At 67.8% G+C, this 18,723-nt stretch carries 17 protein-coding genes, 1 tRNA gene and 1 pseudogene; 14 read left to right on the top strand and 5 right to left on the bottom strand.

Features of this window, described 5'->3' with window-relative positions; genetic code table 11:
- Window positions 1–133: 133 nt before the first annotated feature.
- Window positions 134–220 (bottom strand) — tRNA-Leu (locus ACFMRZ_RS35245).
- 205 nt (window positions 221–425) lie between these two features.
- Between ACFMRZ_RS35245 and ACFMRZ_RS35250 the strand changes: the two genes are divergently transcribed.
- The 7 genes and pseudogenes from ACFMRZ_RS35250 (at window position 426) to polA (ending at window position 9,486) form a co-directional block, all read left to right on the top strand.
- Window positions 426–1,052 (top strand): ANTAR domain-containing response regulator, encoded by a 627-nt coding sequence (locus ACFMRZ_RS35250; RefSeq protein ID WP_280276148.1) that lies wholly within the window; start codon window positions 426–428, stop codon window positions 1,050–1,052.
- Window positions 1,053–1,283: 231 nt separating this feature from the next.
- Window positions 1,284–2,522, top strand: coding sequence for a branched-chain amino acid ABC transporter substrate-binding protein (locus tag ACFMRZ_RS35255; protein ID WP_400182502.1), 1,239 nt, complete (start codon window positions 1,284–1,286; stop codon window positions 2,520–2,522).
- A gap of 104 nt (window positions 2,523–2,626) precedes the next feature.
- The gene (locus ACFMRZ_RS35260) at window positions 2,627–3,655 is read left to right on the top strand and encodes a branched-chain amino acid ABC transporter permease (RefSeq protein ID WP_400182503.1); all 1,029 of its coding nucleotides are present in this window, start codon (window positions 2,627–2,629) and stop codon (window positions 3,653–3,655) included.
- Window positions 3,652–4,845 (top strand): branched-chain amino acid ABC transporter permease, encoded by a 1,194-nt coding sequence (locus ACFMRZ_RS35265; RefSeq protein ID WP_400182505.1) that lies wholly within the window; start codon window positions 3,652–3,654, stop codon window positions 4,843–4,845. Before ACFMRZ_RS35260 ends, ACFMRZ_RS35265 begins: the two co-directional genes overlap by 4 nt.
- A pseudogene (locus ACFMRZ_RS35270) lies at window positions 4,842–5,792 on the top strand (ABC transporter ATP-binding protein); the annotation flags it as partial. The gene ACFMRZ_RS35265 and the pseudogene ACFMRZ_RS35270, both read left to right, overlap by 4 nt.
- 189 nt (window positions 5,793–5,981) lie before the next feature.
- A complete protein-coding gene (locus ACFMRZ_RS35275; RefSeq protein ID WP_400183050.1) occupies window positions 5,982–6,677 on the top strand; it encodes an ABC transporter ATP-binding protein in 696 nt (231 codons plus the stop codon).
- Between the two features lie 64 nt (window positions 6,678–6,741).
- Window positions 6,742–9,486 (top strand): DNA polymerase I, encoded by a 2,745-nt coding sequence (polA, locus tag ACFMRZ_RS35280; protein WP_400182507.1) that lies wholly within the window; start codon window positions 6,742–6,744, stop codon window positions 9,484–9,486.
- Window positions 9,487–9,501: 15 nt separating this feature from the next.
- On the opposite strand, the gene ACFMRZ_RS35285 is transcribed toward polA, so the two are convergent.
- Window positions 9,502–9,834 carry a hypothetical protein gene (locus ACFMRZ_RS35285; protein ID WP_280276153.1) on the bottom strand — a complete coding sequence of 111 codons (333 nt, stop codon included), beginning with the start codon at window positions 9,832–9,834 and terminating at the stop codon, window positions 9,502–9,504.
- Window positions 9,835–10,324: 490 nt separating this feature from the next.
- On the opposite strand from ACFMRZ_RS35285, the gene ACFMRZ_RS35290 reads away from it, so the two are divergent.
- Complete coding sequence (locus ACFMRZ_RS35290) at window positions 10,325–10,759, top strand: 2-keto-3-deoxygluconate kinase (protein WP_280276154.1); 435 nt, start codon at window positions 10,325–10,327, stop codon at window positions 10,757–10,759.
- 63 nt (window positions 10,760–10,822) lie between these two features.
- On the opposite strand, the gene trxA is transcribed toward ACFMRZ_RS35290, so the two are convergent.
- Entirely contained in the window at window positions 10,823–11,200 is a 378-nt protein-coding gene (gene trxA / locus ACFMRZ_RS35295) for a thioredoxin (RefSeq protein WP_280361917.1), read from the bottom strand.
- A gap of 50 nt (window positions 11,201–11,250) precedes the next feature.
- Complete coding sequence (locus tag ACFMRZ_RS35300; RefSeq protein ID WP_400182509.1) at window positions 11,251–11,766, bottom strand: 2'-5' RNA ligase family protein; 516 nt, start codon at window positions 11,764–11,766, stop codon at window positions 11,251–11,253.
- An 88-nt stretch (window positions 11,767–11,854) separates the two neighbouring features.
- Here ACFMRZ_RS35300 and ACFMRZ_RS35305 point away from each other — a divergent pair, with 88 nt between their 5' ends.
- The 5 genes from ACFMRZ_RS35305 (at window position 11,855) to ACFMRZ_RS35325 (ending at window position 16,309) form a co-directional block, all read left to right on the top strand.
- Window positions 11,855–12,919, top strand: a complete 1,065-nt coding sequence (locus ACFMRZ_RS35305) for an isocitrate/isopropylmalate dehydrogenase family protein (RefSeq protein ID WP_400183051.1) — start codon at window positions 11,855–11,857, stop codon at window positions 12,917–12,919.
- A gap of 119 nt (window positions 12,920–13,038) precedes the next feature.
- Window positions 13,039–13,974 (top strand): ABC transporter substrate-binding protein, encoded by a 936-nt coding sequence (locus ACFMRZ_RS35310; protein ID WP_400182510.1) that lies wholly within the window; start codon window positions 13,039–13,041, stop codon window positions 13,972–13,974.
- A gap of 60 nt (window positions 13,975–14,034) precedes the next feature.
- Entirely contained in the window at window positions 14,035–14,991 is a 957-nt protein-coding gene (locus ACFMRZ_RS35315; RefSeq protein ID WP_400182511.1) for an amino acid ABC transporter permease, read from the top strand.
- A complete protein-coding gene (locus tag ACFMRZ_RS35320) occupies window positions 14,988–15,770 on the top strand; it encodes an amino acid ABC transporter ATP-binding protein (RefSeq protein ID WP_400182512.1) in 783 nt (260 codons plus the stop codon). The genes ACFMRZ_RS35315 and ACFMRZ_RS35320 overlap by 4 nt, the downstream gene beginning before the upstream one ends.
- Before the next feature lie 77 nt (window positions 15,771–15,847).
- Window positions 15,848–16,309, top strand: coding sequence for a DUF4383 domain-containing protein (locus ACFMRZ_RS35325; protein WP_400182513.1), 462 nt, complete (start codon window positions 15,848–15,850; stop codon window positions 16,307–16,309).
- A gap of 7 nt (window positions 16,310–16,316) precedes the next feature.
- Here ACFMRZ_RS35325 and ACFMRZ_RS35330 read toward each other — a convergent pair whose 3' ends face one another.
- Complete coding sequence (locus ACFMRZ_RS35330) at window positions 16,317–17,246, bottom strand: LysR family transcriptional regulator (RefSeq protein WP_280276861.1); 930 nt, start codon at window positions 17,244–17,246, stop codon at window positions 16,317–16,319.
- Between the two features lie 71 nt (window positions 17,247–17,317).
- On the opposite strand from ACFMRZ_RS35330, the gene ACFMRZ_RS35335 reads away from it, so the two are divergent.
- Window positions 17,318–18,676 (top strand): FAD-binding oxidoreductase, encoded by a 1,359-nt coding sequence (locus ACFMRZ_RS35335; RefSeq protein ID WP_400182514.1) that lies wholly within the window; start codon window positions 17,318–17,320, stop codon window positions 18,674–18,676.
- Window positions 18,677–18,723 lie beyond the last annotated feature (47 nt).

The following is an 18,723-nucleotide window of genomic DNA, read 5'->3' on the forward strand; positions in this document are numbered from 1 at the left end:
GGGGACCATGACGCTCGATCTCTACGGTCATCCTGGGATTCGATGGCCGATGGGATCGACAGAGAAGCCCGCGGCCCGCCGCGAACCGACCACCCCGAATTCCGCCCAACGGAGACCAAATAGCCCCCCAACCTGGTGCCGAGTGTGGGACTCGAACCCACACGTCCGTGAGGACAACGGTTTTTGAGACCGTCGCGTCTGCCAGTTCCGCCAACTCGGCGCACCGGTGGAAAATGATAGCGGGTGGGGGGCCGGTTGACCGAATCGGTGTCGGGGTGGCCGAACTCTCGCTGGGTAGATGGGTTCTGTGCGAGGTTGAACGGTACGCTTTAGGGCACTCGGGAGAGTGTGGCGGTCCGGCTAAGGGTGGGGCGGACGGGCGCGCGCTTCGGGTATTTGGCATCGGAATCACGAGGGGTCTATCTATGGGAACGACAGCAGGGGGCGCGGGCGCGAAGAAGGATGCGGCGACCGCCGCCAAGCGGGTGGTGGTCGCCGAGGACGAAGCGCTCATCCGGATGGACCTGGTCGAGATGCTCTCCGAGGAGGGTTATCACGTGGTGGGCGAGGCGGGTGACGGCCAGCAGGCGGTCGACCTGGCCGAGGAGTTGCGCCCTGATCTGGTGATCATGGACGTCAAGATGCCGCGCCGCGACGGGATCGACGCGGCGGCCGAGATCGCCACGAAACGCGTTGCGCCGGTGGTGATTCTGACCGCCTTCAGCCAGCGTGACCTGGTGGAGCGGGCGCGTGACGCGGGCGCGATGGCCTATCTGGTGAAACCGTTCACCAAGTCGGACCTGGTGCCGGCGATCGAGTTGGCGGCCAGCCGCTTCCACGAGATCACCGCGCTCGAGGACGAGGTCGCGAACCTCTCCGATCGGCTGGAGACGCGCAAACTCGTGGAGCGGGCCAAGGGCGTGCTGATGCAGACGCAGGGGCTGTCCGAGCCGCAGGCGTTCAAATGGATACAGCGCACCGCGATGGATCGCCGCACGACGATGAAGGCGGTCGCCGAGGTGGTGCTGGAAAACCTCGCGCCGAAGTCCTGATACCGAACTCCGGTGCCGCGGACGGGTTCACCGCCCGCGCACCGGATTGCGGAGAATTAACGCCGGTGCAACACATCTGTGTAAATACTCGGAATCGAAGTCATGCAAATGACTCGAATGTGATGCAGAGCTAACGTGACGCCGCTAAGTTCTGAGCCGGGTCGACGTGGTCGGCCTCCTCGGCGATCCCGAGGGTTCAGCAGGACATAGAGGTGTACCGTGCTTGGTTCAATGACGCGGAGGGCCACACGTAGCCGTGTGACGCGATGCGCGCTGGTGATCGGAGCTGCGGCCGTGCTCGCGGTTGCCGGGTGCAGCAGCAAATCGACAGACAACAGCTCCGGTGACAGCACCGGCACCGGCGGCGGGCTGACTATCACCCCGCTCGTGCAGGTGAACAGTGAGGGCAAGGAGGTCCCCGCGGCCGATACCTCCGCGGCCGCCGATCCGGCAGGCGACGGCAAGACGAAATGCGCCCCGGAGACGACCATCGCCATGGCGGGCCCGCTCACCGGGCCGAACGCCAATCTCGGCCTCAATATCGTCCGCGGCGTGAAACTGGCGCTGGACAAGCACAACAAGGCCAACGCGGACTGCCAGGTCAAACTCAAGGAATTCGACACCGAGGGCAATCCGCAGAAGGCCAGCCAGGTGATCGACAAGATTCTCGGCGACCAATCCATTGTCGCCCTGATCGGCCCCACGTTCTCCGGTGAGACGAAGGCGACCGGGCAGCGCATCAGTGATACCGGACTGCTGTCGCTGACCCCGTCGGCCACCAATGTCGACCTGACCAAGAACGGCTGGAAGACCTTCTTCCGCGGCCTGGGCAACGACGGAATTCAGGGGCCGTCGGTCGCCAAGTATCTGATCGGCACCGGTCGGTACCAGAAGATCTGCGTCGCGCAGGACAACACCGACTACGGCACCGGCCTGGCGAAATCGCTGACCGAGACGCTGGGCCCGGTGGCCGATCCGAGCTGCGCGGTCAACGTCAAGGAAGGCGACAAGGACTTCTCGGCCGCGGTATCCAAGCTGGCCTCGGCGAAGCCGGACGCCATCTTCTACGCCGGCTACTACGCCGAGGCGGCGCCGTTCGTGCAGCAGTTGCGTTCCGGCGGCGTGACCTCGACATTCATCTCCGACGACGGGACCAAGGACGTCGAATTCGTCAAGCAGGCCGGAAACGCGTCGAAGGATTCGGTGCTGTCCTGCCCGTGCGGCCCGGCGCCGGACAAATTCGCCGCCGACTACAAGGCGCTCAACGGATTCGACGCGGGCACCTATTCGACCGAGGGCTACGACCTGACCACCATCGTGCTGAAGGGTCTGGCGCAGGGGAAGGTGACGCGCCCCGACCTGGTGGAGTTCGTGCGCACCTATGACGGGCAGGGTGTGGCCCGGCATTACCAGTGGGACGCGACGGGCGAATTGTCGAACGCCCTGATCTGGATGTACCAGGTCAAGTAGCGATCCTCCGAACAAAACAGCGTGTGCCGGCACGCTGACGTCCGGAGCGACCGGAGTACGGCGATTCGCCGGCGCACGCTGTTTTCCAGACGGCGAGAGTAACGATGACTTCCTCAGTCACGACCCTGCTGGCCAGCGGGTCCATCGATTTCAACGTCTCCGGTGTCGTCGACCAATTCTGGCGACTCACCGTGGACGGCCTGACCTATGGTTCGATCTACGCCTTGGTGGCGGTCGGCTACACACTGGTTTTCGGGGTGCTGCTGCTCATCAATTTCGCCCATTCGGAAATATTCATGCTGGGCATGTTCGGTCAGCTGGTGGGGTTGATGCTGCTCGGCTTCGCGGCCAGTGGCGACATCTATTCGCAGGGCACATTTCTCACCGTCATCTATCTCGGCGTGGCGATGGTGATCGGCATGCTGGTGTCGGGCGGGGCCGCGGTCGGATTGGAACGCGTGGCCTATCGGCCGTTGCGGCAGCGCGGCGCCAAGCGGCTCATCTTCCTGATCACCGCGATCGGCATGTCGTTCGTGCTGCAGGAATTCGTGCACTACGTGCTGCCCAAGATCGATCCGGACCTCGGCGGCACCAATGCCCAGCAGCCGATCATCCTGGTGAAGCCCACCGACGAATTCCACCTCTTCGATGCCGCGGTGACCAACGTCGCGCTGGTGATCGTGGTGTCCGCGGTGGCGCTGGCGGTACTCACCGAATTGGTCATCAACAGAACGAAATTCGGCCGGGGCATCCGCGCGGTGGCGCAGGATCCGGACACCGCGACGCTGATGGGAGTGTCGCGGGAGCGGGTCATCATGCTGACCTTCCTCATCGGCGGCCTGCTCGCGGGCGCCGCCGCGCTGCTGTACACGCTCAAGATTCCCAACGGCATCATCTATTCGGGCGGATTCGTGCTGGGTATCAAGGCGTTCAGCGCCGCGGTGCTCGGCGGCATCGGCAATCTGCGCGGCGCGCTGCTGGGCGGGCTGCTGCTGGGCCTGGCGGAGAACTACGGGCAGATCCTGTTCGGCACGGAATGGCGCGACGTGGTGGCGTTCGTCCTGCTGGTGGCCGTGCTGATGATCCGCCCGACCGGAATTCTGGGCGAGAGCCTGGGGAGGGCGCGGGCATGACGACCTCGAGACCGATGCACGGCTTCGGCGACGCAATCCGCTCCTGGTGGAACGGCCTGTCCCGGCCGATGCAATGGGCCGTCGGCATACCGGCGATCGCCGTGCTGGCGCTGCTGCCGATGTTCCCGCCGCCGCTGCTGGACACCCCGGGCACCAGCTTCGGCGGGGTGATGGCGCAGTTCGCCATGTACGCGCTGATCGCGATCGGCCTCAATGTCGTTGTGGGACAGGCGGGTCTGCTGGATCTGGGATATGTCGGGTTCTACGCCGTCGGCGCTTACTCGGTGGGCCTGCTCACCAGTCCCAACAGCCCGTGGAATCAGACGGCGGGTGGTTTCCTGGATCCTCGGTGGGCGTGGCTGGCGTGTGTGCCGGTGGCCGTCGTCCTGACCGCGCTCTCCGGGCTGATCCTGGGCACCCCGACGCTGCGGCTGCGCGGTGACTATCTCGCGATCGTCACCCTCGGATTCGGCGAGATCGTGCGGCTGCTGGCGGACAATCTCGGCGACATCACCAACGGCAGCCTCGGCCTGGCCGGGATCGCGTATCCGCGGGTGGGGGAGTCGCAGCAGCACCCCGGCGGCTATTTCTCCTCCGGCAATCTCGGCGACTCGCATTCGTGGAATCCGTTGGACCGCGCCAACTCCGGGACCTGGTGGTTCTGGATCGGCATGGTGCTGGTGATCATCGTATTGCTGGTCGTCGGCAATCTGGAGCGCAGCCGGGTCGGCCGGTCGTGGGTGGCGATCCGCGAGGACGAGGACGCCGCGGAGATGATGGGCGTGCCGACGTTCAAGTTCAAGCTGTGGGCGTTCACCATCGGCGCCGCGATCGGTGGCCTGTCGGGCGCGCTCTACGCCGGTCAGGTGCAGTTCATCAACCCGGCCGGGTTCAACATCATCAACTCGATGCTGTTCCTGTGCGCGGTGGTGCTGGGCGGCCAGGGCAACAAGCTCGGCGTGCTCGTGGGCGCATTCTTGATCGTGTACCTGCCCAACCGGTTCATGTCGGTGAACGTGGGCGGGCAGTCGCTCGGCGACTACAAGTATCTGTTCTTCGGTCTCACACTGGTGGTGGTCATGATCTTCCGTCCGCAAGGGCTGTTCCCGGTGCGGCAGAAACTCCTCGCCTACGGTCGTCAGGTGTATCAGGCGGTGCGACGGCCCGAGGCGACCGGAGCGGGCCGATGACCGGGCCGGGCGGCGCCTTGTTCGACAACGAGGACATGGCCGCCGGATACGCCGAGCCCGAGCAGGCGGCCCCGAGCGCGGGCGTGGTCGACGTCGGCGAGGTGCTGCCGGAACTGGCCGACACGGAGACCGTGGCCGAGGTGGTGGCTCCCACCCGGGCGATCGAGACCGAGATCGGGGCGCCGCTGCTGCGCACCGAGGGGCTGACGGTGCGGTTCGGCGGTCTCACCGCGCTCGACGACGTGACCTTCGAGATCCGCCGCGGCGAGATCCTCGGACTGATCGGACCCAACGGCGCGGGTAAGACGACCTGCTTCAACGCCATCACCGGGGTGTACCGGCCGTCGGCGGGCCGGGTGTTCTTCGACGGCCGGCCGCTCACCAAGACCAAGCGCAACGAGATCACCCGTCTCGGCATCGCCCGCACCTTCCAGAACATCCGGCTGTTCGGCGAGATGACGGCGCTGGAGAACGTGGTGGTCGGCACCGACGCCCGGCACCGAACTTCGGTGCCGGGAGCCATCTTCCGGACCGGGCGGCATCGGCGGGAGGAACACGACGCCATCGAGCGCGGCATGGCGCTGCTGGAGTTCGTCGGCATCGCGCCACACGCGGTGGAGAAGGCCCGCAACCTCTCCTACGGCGATCAGCGCCGATTGGAGATCGCGCGAGCGCTGGCGACCGAGCCGAAATTGCTGTGCCTGGACGAGCCGGCCGCCGGATTCAATCCGAGCGAGAAGTCGGCGCTGATGGATCTGATCCGCAAGATCCGCGACGACGGGTTCACCGTGCTGCTCATCGAGCACGACATGCGGCTGGTGATGGGCGTGACGGACCGCATCGTGGTGCTGGAGTTCGGCCGCAAGATCGCCGACGGGCTGCCGGAGGAGATCCGCGACGATCCGGCGGTGGTCGCGGCGTACCTCGGCGTGCCCGACGACGAGGTCGAGGATGTGGTGAAAGCGGCTGGGGGCGAAGGTATTCCGGGATCTCCGGAATCATCGGACGATGCGGGATCGGCGATCCTTCCGGAATCTGCGGACGAATTGCCCGGTGTCGCAACCGGGTTCGCTCCGGCGGGATCGGCGTCGTCGGGCGTCGATGCGGCCGGGGAGTCGCTGCTCGTAGTCGAGGACATGGTGGTCAACTACGGCAGGATCGAAGCGCTGCATGGCGTTTCGCTCCAGGTGGCACCGGGTGAACTGGTAACCCTGCTGGGAGCCAACGGCGCGGGCAAGACCACCACCATGCGGGCGCTGTCCGGGTTGCTGCCGCTCACCCGGGGGCGAATTATGTTCGAGGGCAAGGACATCACCCGGATGAAGGCCCATGAACGGGTGGTGGCGGGCCTGATCCAGGCGCCGGAGGGGCGCGGCGTGTTTCCCGGCATGACGGTGCAGGAGAACCTCGACATGGGTTGTCACGCCCGGCCGTTCAAGCAGCGCGCCCAGTACACCGAGACGCTGGACTGGATCCTCGAGCTGTTCCCGCGGCTGGCCGAGCGGCGCAAACAGGTCGGCGGCACGCTGTCCGGCGGCGAGCAGCAGATGCTCGCCATCGCCCGCGCGCTGATGGCCCGGCCCCGGCTGCTCCTGCTCGACGAGCCGTCGATGGGCCTGGCACCGATGGTGATCAAGCAGATCTTCCGCATCATCGGCGAGATCAACGCCCAGGGCACCACGGTGCTGCTGGTCGAGCAGAACGCCCAGCAGGCGCTCACCCGCAGCGACCGCGCCTACATCCTGGAGACCGGCGAGGTCACCAAGACGGGGCGGGGACGGGAACTGCTCACCGACCCCGCAGTCAAGTCGGCGTACCTGGGCGTGGCCTAGTCGATGTAGCCCACGTCATCCCCGGTGCGCCCGTTTGTCGGTGCCGGTACATAGACTCGGGGCCGTGACTCCAGCGACCACCGATCAGCGCCCGCGCAGTGTGTCCGCAGCGACCCCGAGTTCCGCCGGTGAGCGGCCCACGCTGTTGTTGCTGGACGGGCATTCGCTGGCCTATCGCGCCTTCTACGCGCTACCCGCCGAGAACTTCAAGACCGTCACGGGCCAGACCACCAACGCGGTGTACGGGTTCACCGCGATGCTGATCAACCTGCTGCGCGACGAGAAGCCCACCCATGTCGCGGCCGCCTTCGACGTCAACCGCAAGACCTTCCGCACCGAGGCGTTCCCCGACTACAAGGCCAACCGCATCACCACGCCCGACGAGTTCCGCGGCCAGGTGGAGATCACCCAGGAGGTGCTGGCCGCGCTCGGCATCCCGACCATGGCCCTGGAGGGCTACGAGGCCGACGACATCATCGCCACCCTCGCCACCCAGGCGGTGCCGGAGGGCTTCCGCGTCCTGATCGTGACGGGTGACCGCGACGCGCTGCAGTTGGTGAATCCCGATGTCACAGTGCTGTACCCGAAGAAGGGCGTCTCCGAGCTCACTCGGTTCACACCCGAGGCGGTCTCGGAGAAGTACGGCCTCACGCCCGCGCAGTATCCGGATTTCGCGGCCCTGCGCGGCGACCCGAGCGACAATCTGCCGGGCATTCCGGGCGTGGGGGAGAAGACGGCGACCAAGTGGGTGCGCGAATTCGGCGACCTGGCCACCCTAGTGGACCGGGTCGACCAGGTGAAGGGCAAGGTCGGTGACGCGCTGCGCGCCAACCTGTCCAGCGTCGTGCTCAATCGGCAGCTCACCGAGATGGTCAAGGACGTCCCGCTGCCCTACACCCCCGAGCAGCTGGCCCAGCAGCCGTGGGACCGCGATCGGATCCACCGCCTGTTCGACGACCTGGAGTTCCGGGTGCTGCGCGACCGCCTGTTCGAGACGCTGGCGCCGCCGGAGCCGGAGGCCGAGGGCGGTTTCGAGATCAGCGGCGGCGCGGTGGAGCCCGGCGCGGTCGCCGACTGGCTCGCCGAGCACGCGAAATCCGGTGTGCGCCATGGTATTTCGATCGCGGGCACCGGTACCCCGGTAAACGGCGACGTGAAGGCGATCGCGATCGCCGCCGCCGACGGCGAGGGCGGCTACTTCGACGTCATCGGCCTGACCCCGGAGGACGAGCAGGCGCTGGGCGCCTGGCTGGCCGATCCCGCCACCCCGAAGGCCGTGCACGAGGCCAAATCCGCTCAGCACGCGCTGCGCGCCCGCGGCTGGCGGCTGGCCGGTCTCACCAGCGATACGGCCCTGGCCGCCTACCTGGTCCGGCCGGGCCAGCGCACCTTCAACCTCGACGACCTCTCGCTGCGGTATCTGTCGCGCGAGCTGCGGGTGGAATCCGGCGAGGACACCCAGCTCTCGCTGCTGGACGACGAGGACCAGGTCGACGCCGAACTGGCCAAGGCCGAGATCCTGCGCGCCCGCGCCGTCTCCGACCTGTCCGACGCCTTCGACGCCGAACTCGAGGGCATCGAGTCCACCAAGCTGCTCACCGAGATGGAGCTGCCCCTGCTCGGCGTGCTGGCCGATTTGGAGGAGGCCGGTATCGCGGTCGACGGTGATCAGTTGCAGCAGTTGCAATCCGAATTCGCCGACCGTGTCGCCCAAGCCGCCGAGGCCGCCTACGAGGTGATCGGCAAGCAGATCAATCTCGGCTCCCCGAAGCAGCTGCAGGTGGTGCTGTTCGACGAGCTGGACATGCCGAAGACCAAGCGCACCAAGACCGGCTACACCACCGACGCCGACGCGCTGGAGTCGCTGTTCGAGAAGACCGGGCACCCGTTCCTCGAACATCTGCTGGCCCACCGCGACGCCACCCGTCTGAAGGTCACCGTGGACGGTCTGTTGAAGTCGGTCGCCGACGACGGCCGCATTCACACCACCTTCAACCAGACCATCGCGGCCACCGGCCGGCTGTCGTCCACCGAACCGAATCTGCAGAACATCCCGATCCGCACCGACACCGGCCGTCGCATCCGCGACACCTTCGTCGTCGGCCCCGGCTACGAGTCGCTGATGACCGCCGACTACAGCCAGATCGAGATGCGCATCATGGCCCACCTGTCCAAGGACGCGGGCCTGATCGAGGCGTTCAACTCCGGTGAGGACCTGCACACCTTCGTCGCCTCCAAGGCCTTCGACATCCCGCTGTCGGAGGTGCATCCGGAGATGCGGCGCCGGATCAAGGCGATGTCGTACGGGCTGGCCTACGGTCTGTCGGCCTACGGCCTGTCCCAGCAGCTGAAGATCAGCGCCGAGGAGGCGAAGGCGCAGATGGAGGTGTACTTCAGCCGCTTCGGCGCGATCCGCGACTACCTGCACGACGCCGTCGACCAGGCCCGCAAGGTCGGCTACACCGAGACCTTGTTCGGCCGCCGCCGCTACCTGCCGGATCTGGATTCCAGCAATCGCCAGCGTCGCGAGGGCGCCGAGCGTATGGCCCTCAACGCCCCCATCCAGGGCACCGCCGCCGACATCATCAAGGTCGCGATGATCAACGTGCAGAGCGCGATTCGCGCGGCCGGGTTGCGCTCCCGCATGTTGCTGCAGATCCACGACGAACTGGTCTTCGAGGTCGCCGCGGGCGAGCGCGAATCCCTCGAGGCGCTGGCCCGCGACCACATGTCCAAGGCCATCGAGTTGTCGGTGCCGCTGGAGGTCTCCGTCGGCGTCGGCCGCAGCTGGGACGCCGCCGCCCACTGAGGGCGGCGCTGTACCTCAGCGCGCGAGCACCTCGGTCAGCGACAGACAGGCCGCGGCTGCGGCTCGCGCCACCGAGGCGCACGCGGTTTCGCCGAGGCGGTCGCAGCGTTCTGCGGTGTCGGTGCACACTCGCGCGGTCAGCTCGCACTGCCGGTGCGCCCACTCGGAGTGGCGGTCGAGCAGATCGCCGGTGAGGCGGCACAGGTCCGAGCAGTCGCGCAGGGTCGCGATGTGGTGGGCGGTGGCGTGCTCGCCGCCACGGTCGAGCGAGTCGCGCATCTGGTGCTCGCAGCGGCGGTGGCAGCCGAGCAGATGATTGATCGCCGCCTGGACACTCGGGTCGGTCATCGGTGCCTCCTCTCGGCTCGAGCCTGGCATATTCGAGGGGTCCGCGAAGGGTTTCCCGTCGTTTGCCGAAGAAGTGATCAGGCTTTGTGACCTGGTTGGAAGCTCGCCGAAGGCGATTGCTGGACCGCGCATCGGATGTTGGTACGCCGTTCACCAACCATTGTGACGAAGTTACCCATCGGTTCCGGGCCAATGTGGTTGCCAAGGCGTGGATTAGTCCATATTCTCGGTGCCGTGCCGAATCCCGCCGCAAGCCGCAGCGCAGCGCAGCTCGTCGCCGACCGCGACCGCGCCGCGCACCTTCCGCTAACCGCGATGGTGGCTGCTGCGCGACTTCTCGTAGTAACCCGCCGTAGCGGGGTCTGATTCGGACTGGCCTCCTCGCTGCGGCCATACAGATTTCTTGCGCTGGTCCCCTCTGTCATTTCAGACATTCAGCTCAGACGCGACTGTCCTGCGACACGACGAGACTTCGGGAAGACCTGGTTCAATGACCATCACTATCGACGCACACGACATCCTCACCGCCGCGCCCCAGGGCCTGCGGACCGAATGCGCGGGACTGTCTCCCGCCGAATTCCTCGACCGCTACTGCGAGCACTCCGGCCCGGTGAAGCTCAGCGATTGGAGCCGCGCCGGGCACCGCCACGGGGCGGAGTACACCGCGACGCTCGAGTTCACCGACCGGCTGCGGACCGTGGTGTCGGCCGGCAGCCCGGTGGCCGCGCTCACCTCGGCCCTCTACGAGGAGGGCTATCCGATCGAGATCCTGCGCTTCCATCAGCGGCGCACCGCGGTCGGCACCGCCACGTTCGTGCAGTGCGAGTTCAACGGGCGCCGCGGCTGGGCTGCGGCGATGGCCGCCGAGGGGGCGGAATCCGCCGCCCGCGCCATGATCGCGGTCACCAACAAGCTCGGCAGCTGACCCCGAAACACGAAGCGCCGCATCGCTTCCGGTAATCGGAGGCGATGCGGCGGCGCTCGGTCGTCAGGCCTGTTCCTGCTGCGCCTGCTGCTCGGCGAGCTGCTTGCGGACCTCGTCCATGTCGAGGCCCTTCACCTGGGTGACCAGGTCCTCGAGCGCGTCGGGCGGCAGCGCGCCGGGCTGCGCGAAGACCAGCACGCCCTCGCGGAACGCCATGATGGTCGGGATGGAGCGGATGTTGGCGGCCGCGGCGAGGCTCTGCTCGGCTTCGGTGTCCACCTTGCCGTGGATGACATCGGGATACTTGTCCGACGACGCCTCGAAGGTCGGAGCGAACTGCTTGCACGGACCGCACCAGTCGGCCCAGAAGTCGACGAGTACGACATCGTTCCCGGTGACTATCTCATCGAAGTTCTGCGCGGTCAGGGTCTGGGTGGCCATGGGATCCTCTCGTCTCGTGGGTTGCCCCGATACAACGCCGGGCAACTCCGTTATCTTCCGCTTCCGCGTGCGACCGGCCAGTCACGACGCTGATCGCCGTCCCACCGACGAATACCCACCACCGTAGTGGCGAAATCTCGGTCGGCCGCCACCGCGTGCACGGCCTCGCCGAGTTGGTGGGGTTTGAGGCGGCGGGCCAGGGTGACGTGTGGGGTCCAGGCGTCGGGGTGGATATTGGCCGGGATGCCGGGGCATTTCTCGATCACGGAGAACACGCGACGCTGGAGGGTGAGCAGTGCGTCGGTGGGGACTACCAGGCGAACCAGGATGGGATTGCGTGCGCCGAAGATCAGGAGGCCGCCGAGGCGGATCGGGAGGGGGCGGAACTCCTGGGCGGCTAGTACCTCGTCCAGGCGGGGCCAGATCTGGCGGGCCACGGCCACGGTGATGTGGGGTCGGTGGTCGGCGGACGGGCTGGGTATTCCGGCCTCGGACAGCAGTTCCCACTGCCGCCGGATCTCCGTCTCGGCGGGCTCGTCCAACAGCAATTCGACCGACTGAACCATGACCTGGGACAAGATACGCCGGAACCCCGGTGATCTTCCCGCAAATCCGAGGACCGAGGATGGGGGCGTGAGTGGAGCGAACGGACAGCTGCGGCTGGGCCTGATCGAGGGCGACGGCATCGGTCCCGAGGTGGTGCGCGCGGCGCGGGAGGTGGTCGACGAGGCGCTGGCCGTGCTCGCGGCGCCGGCCGTGCAGTGGATTCCGTTGCCGATGGGGCACAGCGCGATCGCGGAATTCGGCGAACCGTTGCCGGAGTCCACGGTGCACCGGCTGGAACAGCTCGACGCTTGGATCCTCGGCCCGCACGACAACGCCTCCTATGCCCCGGAGCATCGCGTCGGCGCCCCGCCGGGCGGCGCCATCCGCAAGCGATTCGGCCTGTACGCCAATATCCGCCCGGCGCGGGCGTTTCCGGGTGTGCGGGCCGCCGCGGACGACATCGATCTGGTGATCGTCCGGGAGAACAGCGAGGGTTTCTACGCTGACCGTAATATGGCCGCCGGGTCGGGCGAGTTCGCGCCCACCGCGGACATCGCCCTCTCGGTCGGAGTGGTGACCCGCACGGCCAGCGAACGGATCGCCCGCGAGGCCTGCGAGCTGGCCGCCGCGCGGCGCGGCCGCTTGACCATCGTGCACAAGGCGAACGTGCTGCCGCTGACCATGGGCCTGTTCCGCGACGCCTGCTACGCGGCGGCCCGCGACTATCCGCGGCTGCGCGTCGACGACGAACATGTCGACGCGGCGGCCGCGCACCTGGTCCGCGCGCCCGCCGACTACGACGTGCTGGTGACGGAGAATCTGTTCGGCGATATCCTCTCCGACCTGGCGGGCGAGCTGAGCGGATCACTCGGCCTCGCCGCCTCCCTGAACTGCTCGGCGACCCAGGCGATGGCGCAGGCCGTGCACGGCGCGGCGCCCGCGCTGGCCGGGCACAACCGCGCCAACCCGGCCGCCCTCCAGCTGTCGGCGGCAATGCTGTTGCGCTGGTTGAGTTCCCGTCGCGGCGACGTCGTGCTGTCGCGGGCGGCCGAGCGCATCGAGCAGGCCGTGGCGGGGACGTTCGCCGCCGGTATCGCGACCGCGGATCTGGGCGGGCTGGCCTCCACCCGCGAATTCACCGAACAGGTGTGCGCCCGCCTGCACCGTCGTTGAGGGGTTCGCGGACTCGGCGTGTGCGGGCGGCGTCCGCACCGGCCGCGCATTAACCTTCGGTAACCGACCGACGCGCTCGGTCCCCATCGCCTAGATTTCGAACGGCGGGCGAATGCCGGATGTCGCCCACCAGAACATGGAGGGCTGCTGTGTCTGTTCGAATCGGTGCCCGCGGGCTGGCGCTGCGGGCGGTGTGTGTACTGGCCGGCGGGACGCTGGTGCTGGCCGGTTGTACGAAGAACACTGAGGACACCGCACCGACCGCGGAGAAGGTCCAGGTCGACAAGGTGGACGCGATCGCGGCGAAGCTGCCCGACAAGGTGAAGCAGTCCGGCAAATTGGTGGTCGGGGTGAATGTGCCCTACCAGCCCAACGAATACAAGGACGGCTCCGGCAAGATCGTCGGCTACGACGTCGACCTGATGGACGCGGTGGCGGCGGTGCTCGGTGTGCGGGCCGACTACCAGGAATCGGACTTCGAGAAGATCATCCCCTCGATCCAGGCCGGCACCTACGACGTGGGCATGTCCTCGATGACCGACACCAAGGAGCGCGAGCAGACCGTCGATTTCGTCGACTATTTCAGCGCGGGCATCCAGTGGGCGCAGCAGCCGGGCAAACCGGTCGACCCGAACAACGCGTGCGGCAAGCGAGTGGCGGTGCAGCGCACCACCATCGAGGAGACCGAGGACGTACCCGGCAAGAGCAAGGCGTGCGAGGCGGCGGGCAAGCCCAAGATCGAGATCGTGGCCTTCGACGAGCAGAGCGCGGCCGCGACGGCGCTGGTGCTCGGCCAGGTCGACGCGATGTCGGCGGATTCCCCGGTGACGGCGTACGCCATCAAGCAGAACCAGGACAAGATCGAGGCGGCGGGCCCGCTGTTCGAGTCGCAGCCCTACGGCTGGCCGGTGCCCAAGGGCGCGCCGCTGGGACCGGTGCTGCAGGAGGCCGTGCAGCACCTGATCGATTCCGGTGACTACCGCAAGATCGCCGAGAACTGGGGCGTGCAGGACGGCGCCCTCACCAAGGCCACCATCAACGGAGCGGTGGGCTGATGCCGGCGCACCGAGACGACGCGGTTCGCCTACGCCGTCCCGCATCCGCGAGGTGAGGGCGTGAGCGAGCGCGACACCGCCGCGTCCGGGTCGGAAGACGCTGGCGCCGTAGCGGATTCGAGTGCCGAACCGTCGCCGATCAAGGCGGTCCCGCTGCGACATCCCGGCCGGTGGTTCGCCGCGGTGATAATCCTGGCGCTGGTGGCGCTGTTCGTATACGGCGCCGCCACCAACCACGCCTACCGGTGGGACATCTACTGGAAGTACCTGTTCGATTCCCGCATCGAGTCCGGCGTCTTGATCACGCTGGAGCTGACCGTGCTGGCCATGGCCATCGGCGTGGTGCTGGGCGTGGTGCTGGCGGTCATGCGGCTGTCGCCGAATCCGGTGCTGCGCTCGGTGGCGTGGGTGTACCTGTGGATCTTCCGCGGCACGCCCGTGTATGTGCAGCTGGTGTTCTGGGGACTGTTCCCGTCGCTGTACAAGATCATCGATCTCGGTGTCCCGTTCGGGCCGCAATTACTGCACCTGAATATTCAGGACTGGCGGACGCCGTTCCTGTTCGCGATGATCGGCCTCGGCCTCAACGAGGCCGGTTACATGGCCGAAATCGTCCGTGCCGGAATCAATTCCGTCGGCGAGGGGCAACGGGAGGCATCGCTGGCGCTGGGCATGTCGTGGGGTCAGACGATGCGGCGCACGGTGCTGCCGCAGGCCATGCGGGTGATCATCCCGCCGACCGGTAACGAGCTGATCAGCATGCTGAAGACCAGCTCGCTGGTGGCGGCGATCCCGCTGACCACCGACCTGTACGGCCGGGCGCGCGACATCTACGCCGTGAACCTGCTACCCATCCCGCTGCTGCTGGTCGCCGCGACCTGGTACCTGGTGATCACCAGCATCCTGATGATCGGGCAGCACTATCTGGAGCGGTACTACTCGCGCGGAGCCAGCCGCCAGCTGACCGCGAAACAGCTGCGGGCGCTGGCCGCCGCCCAGCTGGAGGTGGGCAAATGAGCACTGCCGCAACCGATTCCGCCCCGATGATCCGCGCCGAGCAGGTGCACAAGAACTTCGGCGCGCTGCAGGTGCTCAAGGGCATCTCGCTGGAGGTGGCGCGCGGGGAGGTGATGTGCCTGGTCGGCCCGTCCGGGTCGGGCAAGTCGACGTTTCTGCGCTGCATCAATCATCTGGAGCAGGTCAATGCCGGACGGCTCTACGTCGACGGCGAACTGGTCGGCTATCGCGAGAAGGGCGGGCGGCTCTACGAGTTGCATCCCCGCGAGGCTGCGCGCCAGCGCCGCGACATCGGCATGGTGTTCCAGCATTTCAATCTGTTCCCGCACCGCACCGTGCTGGAGAACGTCATCGAGGCGCCCACCCGGGTGAAGCGGATCCGCAAGGCCGATGCGGTCGGCCGGGCGCGGGAACTGCTGGACCGGGTCGGTCTGGCGGAGAAGGCCGGCGCCTATCCGGCGCAGCTCTCGGGCGGGCAGCAGCAGCGGGTCGCCATCGCCCGCGCGCTGGCGATGGATCCGAAGCTGATGCTGTTCGACGAGCCGACCTCCGCGCTGGATCCCGAACTGGTGGGTGAGGTGCTCGGGGTCATGCGCGAACTGGCCGCCTCCGGCATGACCATGGTGGTGGTGACCCACGAGATGGGATTCGCCCGCGAGGTCGCCGACCATCTGGTGTTCATGGACGCCGGTGTGGTGGTGGAGTCGGGGCCGCCGCGCGAGATGCTGGCGAACCCGCGGCAGGAGCGTACTCAGGCGTTCCTGTCGCGCATTCTGTAGTGCCGGGCCTTCCGCGCGACCGGGCTTTCAACTACGCTATGTAGTAGAAGTTTCGGGCGAGTCAGCGGGAGGACGCCGTGCACGCACCAGCTGGAGTAGTGGGCCGAAACGCCATGGCGCGGTGGAGTTTTCTGCAATGGGCGGTGTTCGTCGTCGGGGTCGCGCACATCGTGTGGGCGATCGCGGGATGGATCGCCGAACCCAGCTTCGCGGTCGGGGAGCACGCGCCCGCGACGCCGGTGCTCGGCATGGACTACAACGGCTGGCATGCCGTCGCCGGGCTGCTGCTGTTCGGTCCGGCGCTGCTCGCGGCGCTGCGTAAACCGTGGGCGGCGTGGTACTGCGTGATCGCCGCGCTCGGCGGCGGGTTCGGCGTCGGCTTCTGGGCGTTGTTCTCCGACCATGTCCTGATGTTCAGCTTCCCGCACCACCACATGGACGCGATCGAGCACATCGTCACCGGGGTGGTGCTGCTGGGATTGGTCGCCGTGCAAGCCGTACGTGACGGCGGCCTCCGGCCCGTCCTGGGCCTGCGCTGAGTGCGCGTCAGTCCGGTGCGGTGCTTGCGGTAGCGCGTTCCCGCTGCCGCGCCAGCGCGATACGCAGTTGGCCCAGTAGGACTTTCGCGGCGGGCGCGGTCAGGCGGTCGGTGCGCCACGCGAGCGCGAGCTGTCCGCGCAGCTCCGGCTCGACGATCGGGATCGTGCGCACGCCGAAGGCGTCGGCCTCTTCCGGGGTGAGCGCGGGCACGACGGCCGTCCCCAGCCCCCGGGCGGCCAGTCGCAGCAACAGTGGGGGAGCGGCCGCCTCGAAGGCCACATTCGGTTCGAACCCCGCTGCGGCGCAATGGCGTTCGAGTACGCCACGGATTCCGGTGCCGCGCACGAGGCAGATCAGCGGCCGGTCGCGCAGCGCGGCGAGCGGGAGCACATCCGGAGGATCCGGTGTGTGCGCCGCTACCGCGGCGACGACGGCGGTCTCGAGCACGACCTCGAGGCCGACGCGGGGATCGAGGTCCGCGCCGGTGAGCCCGACCAGTGCGATATCCAGCGCGCCGCGCTCCAGATCGTCCAGCATCAGATCGGAATTCGTTTCGGTGAGGGTGATTTCGACCTGCGGGTGATCGTCGTGGAAGTCGGCCAGGTTCGCCGCGAGGTCGAATTCCTCGGTGGCCGCGCCGGAGATGGTTCCCAGGCGGATGTGCCCGCGCAGCAGCCCGGTGAACTCGTCGGCGGTGTGGCGGACCTGCTCGGCGGCGGCGAGAGCGGCGCGCGCGTGTGGCAGCACCGCCGCACCGGCCGCGGTCGGGGTCACGGTGCGCCCGGACCGGTCGAGCAGTTGCTGGCCGAGTTCGCGTTCCAGCTGCCGGATCTGGGCGGACAGCCCCGGCTGGGCCAGATGCAGTCGTGCTGCGGCCCGGGTGAAGTTGGCCTCCTCGACCACGGTGACGAAGTAGCGCAGCTGCCGCAGTTCCATAACTGATTATTCTAGCTACGAGAAGAACTATCTGTTTCACTTCTCACCACAAACGCGGCATCGTCGGAGGTATGACGAACACGAACGCGGATCTTCCCACTTTCACCGGTCCGGTCTTCCGTCCCGGCGATGCCGGATACGACGCCGAGATCGCCGGATTCCAGACCGCCTACCACCACCGCCCGGCCGTCGTCGTCGGCGCCGCGCATGCCGAGGACGTCCGTGCCGCGGTGGAATACGCCGCGCGCCAAGGCCTTCCGATCGCGGTGCAGGCGACCGGTCACGGCCTGTCGGTGGCCGCCGACGGTGGCGTGCTGATCAGCACCCGCCGGATGACCGCCGTCTCCGTCGACGCCGCGGCCCGCACCGCGCGGGTGGCGGCCGGGGTGCGGGCCGGTGCGCTGATCGACGCCGTGGCGCACGGGCTGGCCCCGCTGAACGGCTCGTCGCTCTCGGTCGGCGTGATCGGCTACCACTTGGGCGGTGGTCTCGGCCTACTGGGCCGGACCTTCGGCTACGCCGCCGACCACGTGCGTTCGATGGAGATGGTGACGGCCGACGGTCGGCTGCGCCGCCTGACGCCGGGCGACCCGCTGTTCGGCGCGGTGCTGGGCGGCGTCGGGAACTACGGCGTCGTCACGGCGCTGGAGATCGAGCTGGTGCCGGTCACCACGGTGTTCGGCGGTCAGCTGGTCTTCGACACCCACCTCGTGGAGCCCGCGCTGGAGGGCTGGCGGCTGTGGACCCAGGACCTGCCCGAGGAGATGACCTCGGCGATCACGATCATGACCATGCCCGATGTGCCCGCCATTCCGGAACCGGTCCGCGGCCGCTACCTCGCCACCGTCAACATCGCCTATACCGGCTCGGCGGCCGACGGCGAACGGCTGGTCGCGCCGCTGCGCCGGATCGGCCCGCGTCTGACCGACGACCTGCGCTCGATGCCCTACGCCGAAACCCATGGCATCTACCGGGATCCGGACTTCCCGCACGCCTATGCCGCCACCAACGCGCTGCTGTCGGACCTGACCGCCGACGCGGCCGCCGCCTTCCTGGATACGACCGGCCCGCAGTCGCCGGTGCCGGTGGTCGCCGGTTTCCGCCACCTCGGCGGCGCGTTGCGCCGGCCCGGCCCGGCCGATATCGCCGTGGATCACCGCGAGGCGGAGTACATCGCGCGGTTCATCACCGCGCCGGAGTCCGGCGGCACGGCCGTGCGCGACCGGCACGATCTCATCGCGAAGGCGTTGTCGCCGTGGACCATCGGCCACAGCCTCAACTTCCTCTATGGCGCGCAAGAGTGGGCGGGCGCGGAACAGACCCGCGCCGGATTCCGGCCGGAGACCTACGACCGGCTGGCGGCTCTGAAGGCCGAGCACGATCCCGCCAACCTGTTCCGCCTCAACCGCAACATCGTTCCCGCGGCCTGAGGCGTGGCCCGGCTCCATGCTATTGTCGTGATATCACTTAGATATTG

The organism is Nocardia sp. N2S4-5 (assembly GCF_044628355.1).
GTDB lineage: Bacteria > Actinomycetota > Actinomycetes > Mycobacteriales > Mycobacteriaceae > Nocardia > Nocardia wallacei_B.

Excerpts from the sequence above, each read along its gene's own strand:
- ACFMRZ_RS35320 (WP_400182512.1), top strand. The coding sequence starts at position 14,988 with ATGAGCACTGCCGCAACCGATTCCGCCCCGATGATCCGCGCCGAGCAG.
- ACFMRZ_RS35285 (WP_280276153.1), bottom strand. The coding sequence starts at position 9,834 with ATGACCGACCCGAGTGTCCAGGCGGCGATCAATCATCTGCTCGGCTGC.
- trxA (WP_280361917.1), bottom strand. The coding sequence starts at position 11,200 with ATGGCCACCCAGACCCTGACCGCGCAGAACTTCGATGAGATAGTCACC.
- ACFMRZ_RS35330 (WP_280276861.1), bottom strand. The coding sequence starts at position 17,246 with ATGGAACTGCGGCAGCTGCGCTACTTCGTCACCGTGGTCGAGGAGGCC.
- ACFMRZ_RS35275 (WP_400183050.1), top strand. The coding sequence starts at position 5,982 with ATGGTGGTCAACTACGGCAGGATCGAAGCGCTGCATGGCGTTTCGCTC.
- ACFMRZ_RS35260 (WP_400182503.1), top strand. The coding sequence starts at position 2,627 with ATGACTTCCTCAGTCACGACCCTGCTGGCCAGCGGGTCCATCGATTTC.
- ACFMRZ_RS35255 (WP_400182502.1), top strand. The coding sequence starts at position 1,284 with ATGACGCGGAGGGCCACACGTAGCCGTGTGACGCGATGCGCGCTGGTG.
- ACFMRZ_RS35310 (WP_400182510.1), top strand. The coding sequence starts at position 13,039 with ATGTCGCCCACCAGAACATGGAGGGCTGCTGTGTCTGTTCGAATCGGT.
- ACFMRZ_RS35265 (WP_400182505.1), top strand. The coding sequence starts at position 3,652 with ATGACGACCTCGAGACCGATGCACGGCTTCGGCGACGCAATCCGCTCC.
- ACFMRZ_RS35335 (WP_400182514.1), top strand. The coding sequence starts at position 17,318 with ATGACGAACACGAACGCGGATCTTCCCACTTTCACCGGTCCGGTCTTC.
- ACFMRZ_RS35250 (WP_280276148.1), top strand. The coding sequence starts at position 426 with ATGGGAACGACAGCAGGGGGCGCGGGCGCGAAGAAGGATGCGGCGACC.
- ACFMRZ_RS35300 (WP_400182509.1), bottom strand. The coding sequence starts at position 11,766 with ATGGTTCAGTCGGTCGAATTGCTGTTGGACGAGCCCGCCGAGACGGAG.
- ACFMRZ_RS35290 (WP_280276154.1), top strand. The coding sequence starts at position 10,325 with ATGACCATCACTATCGACGCACACGACATCCTCACCGCCGCGCCCCAG.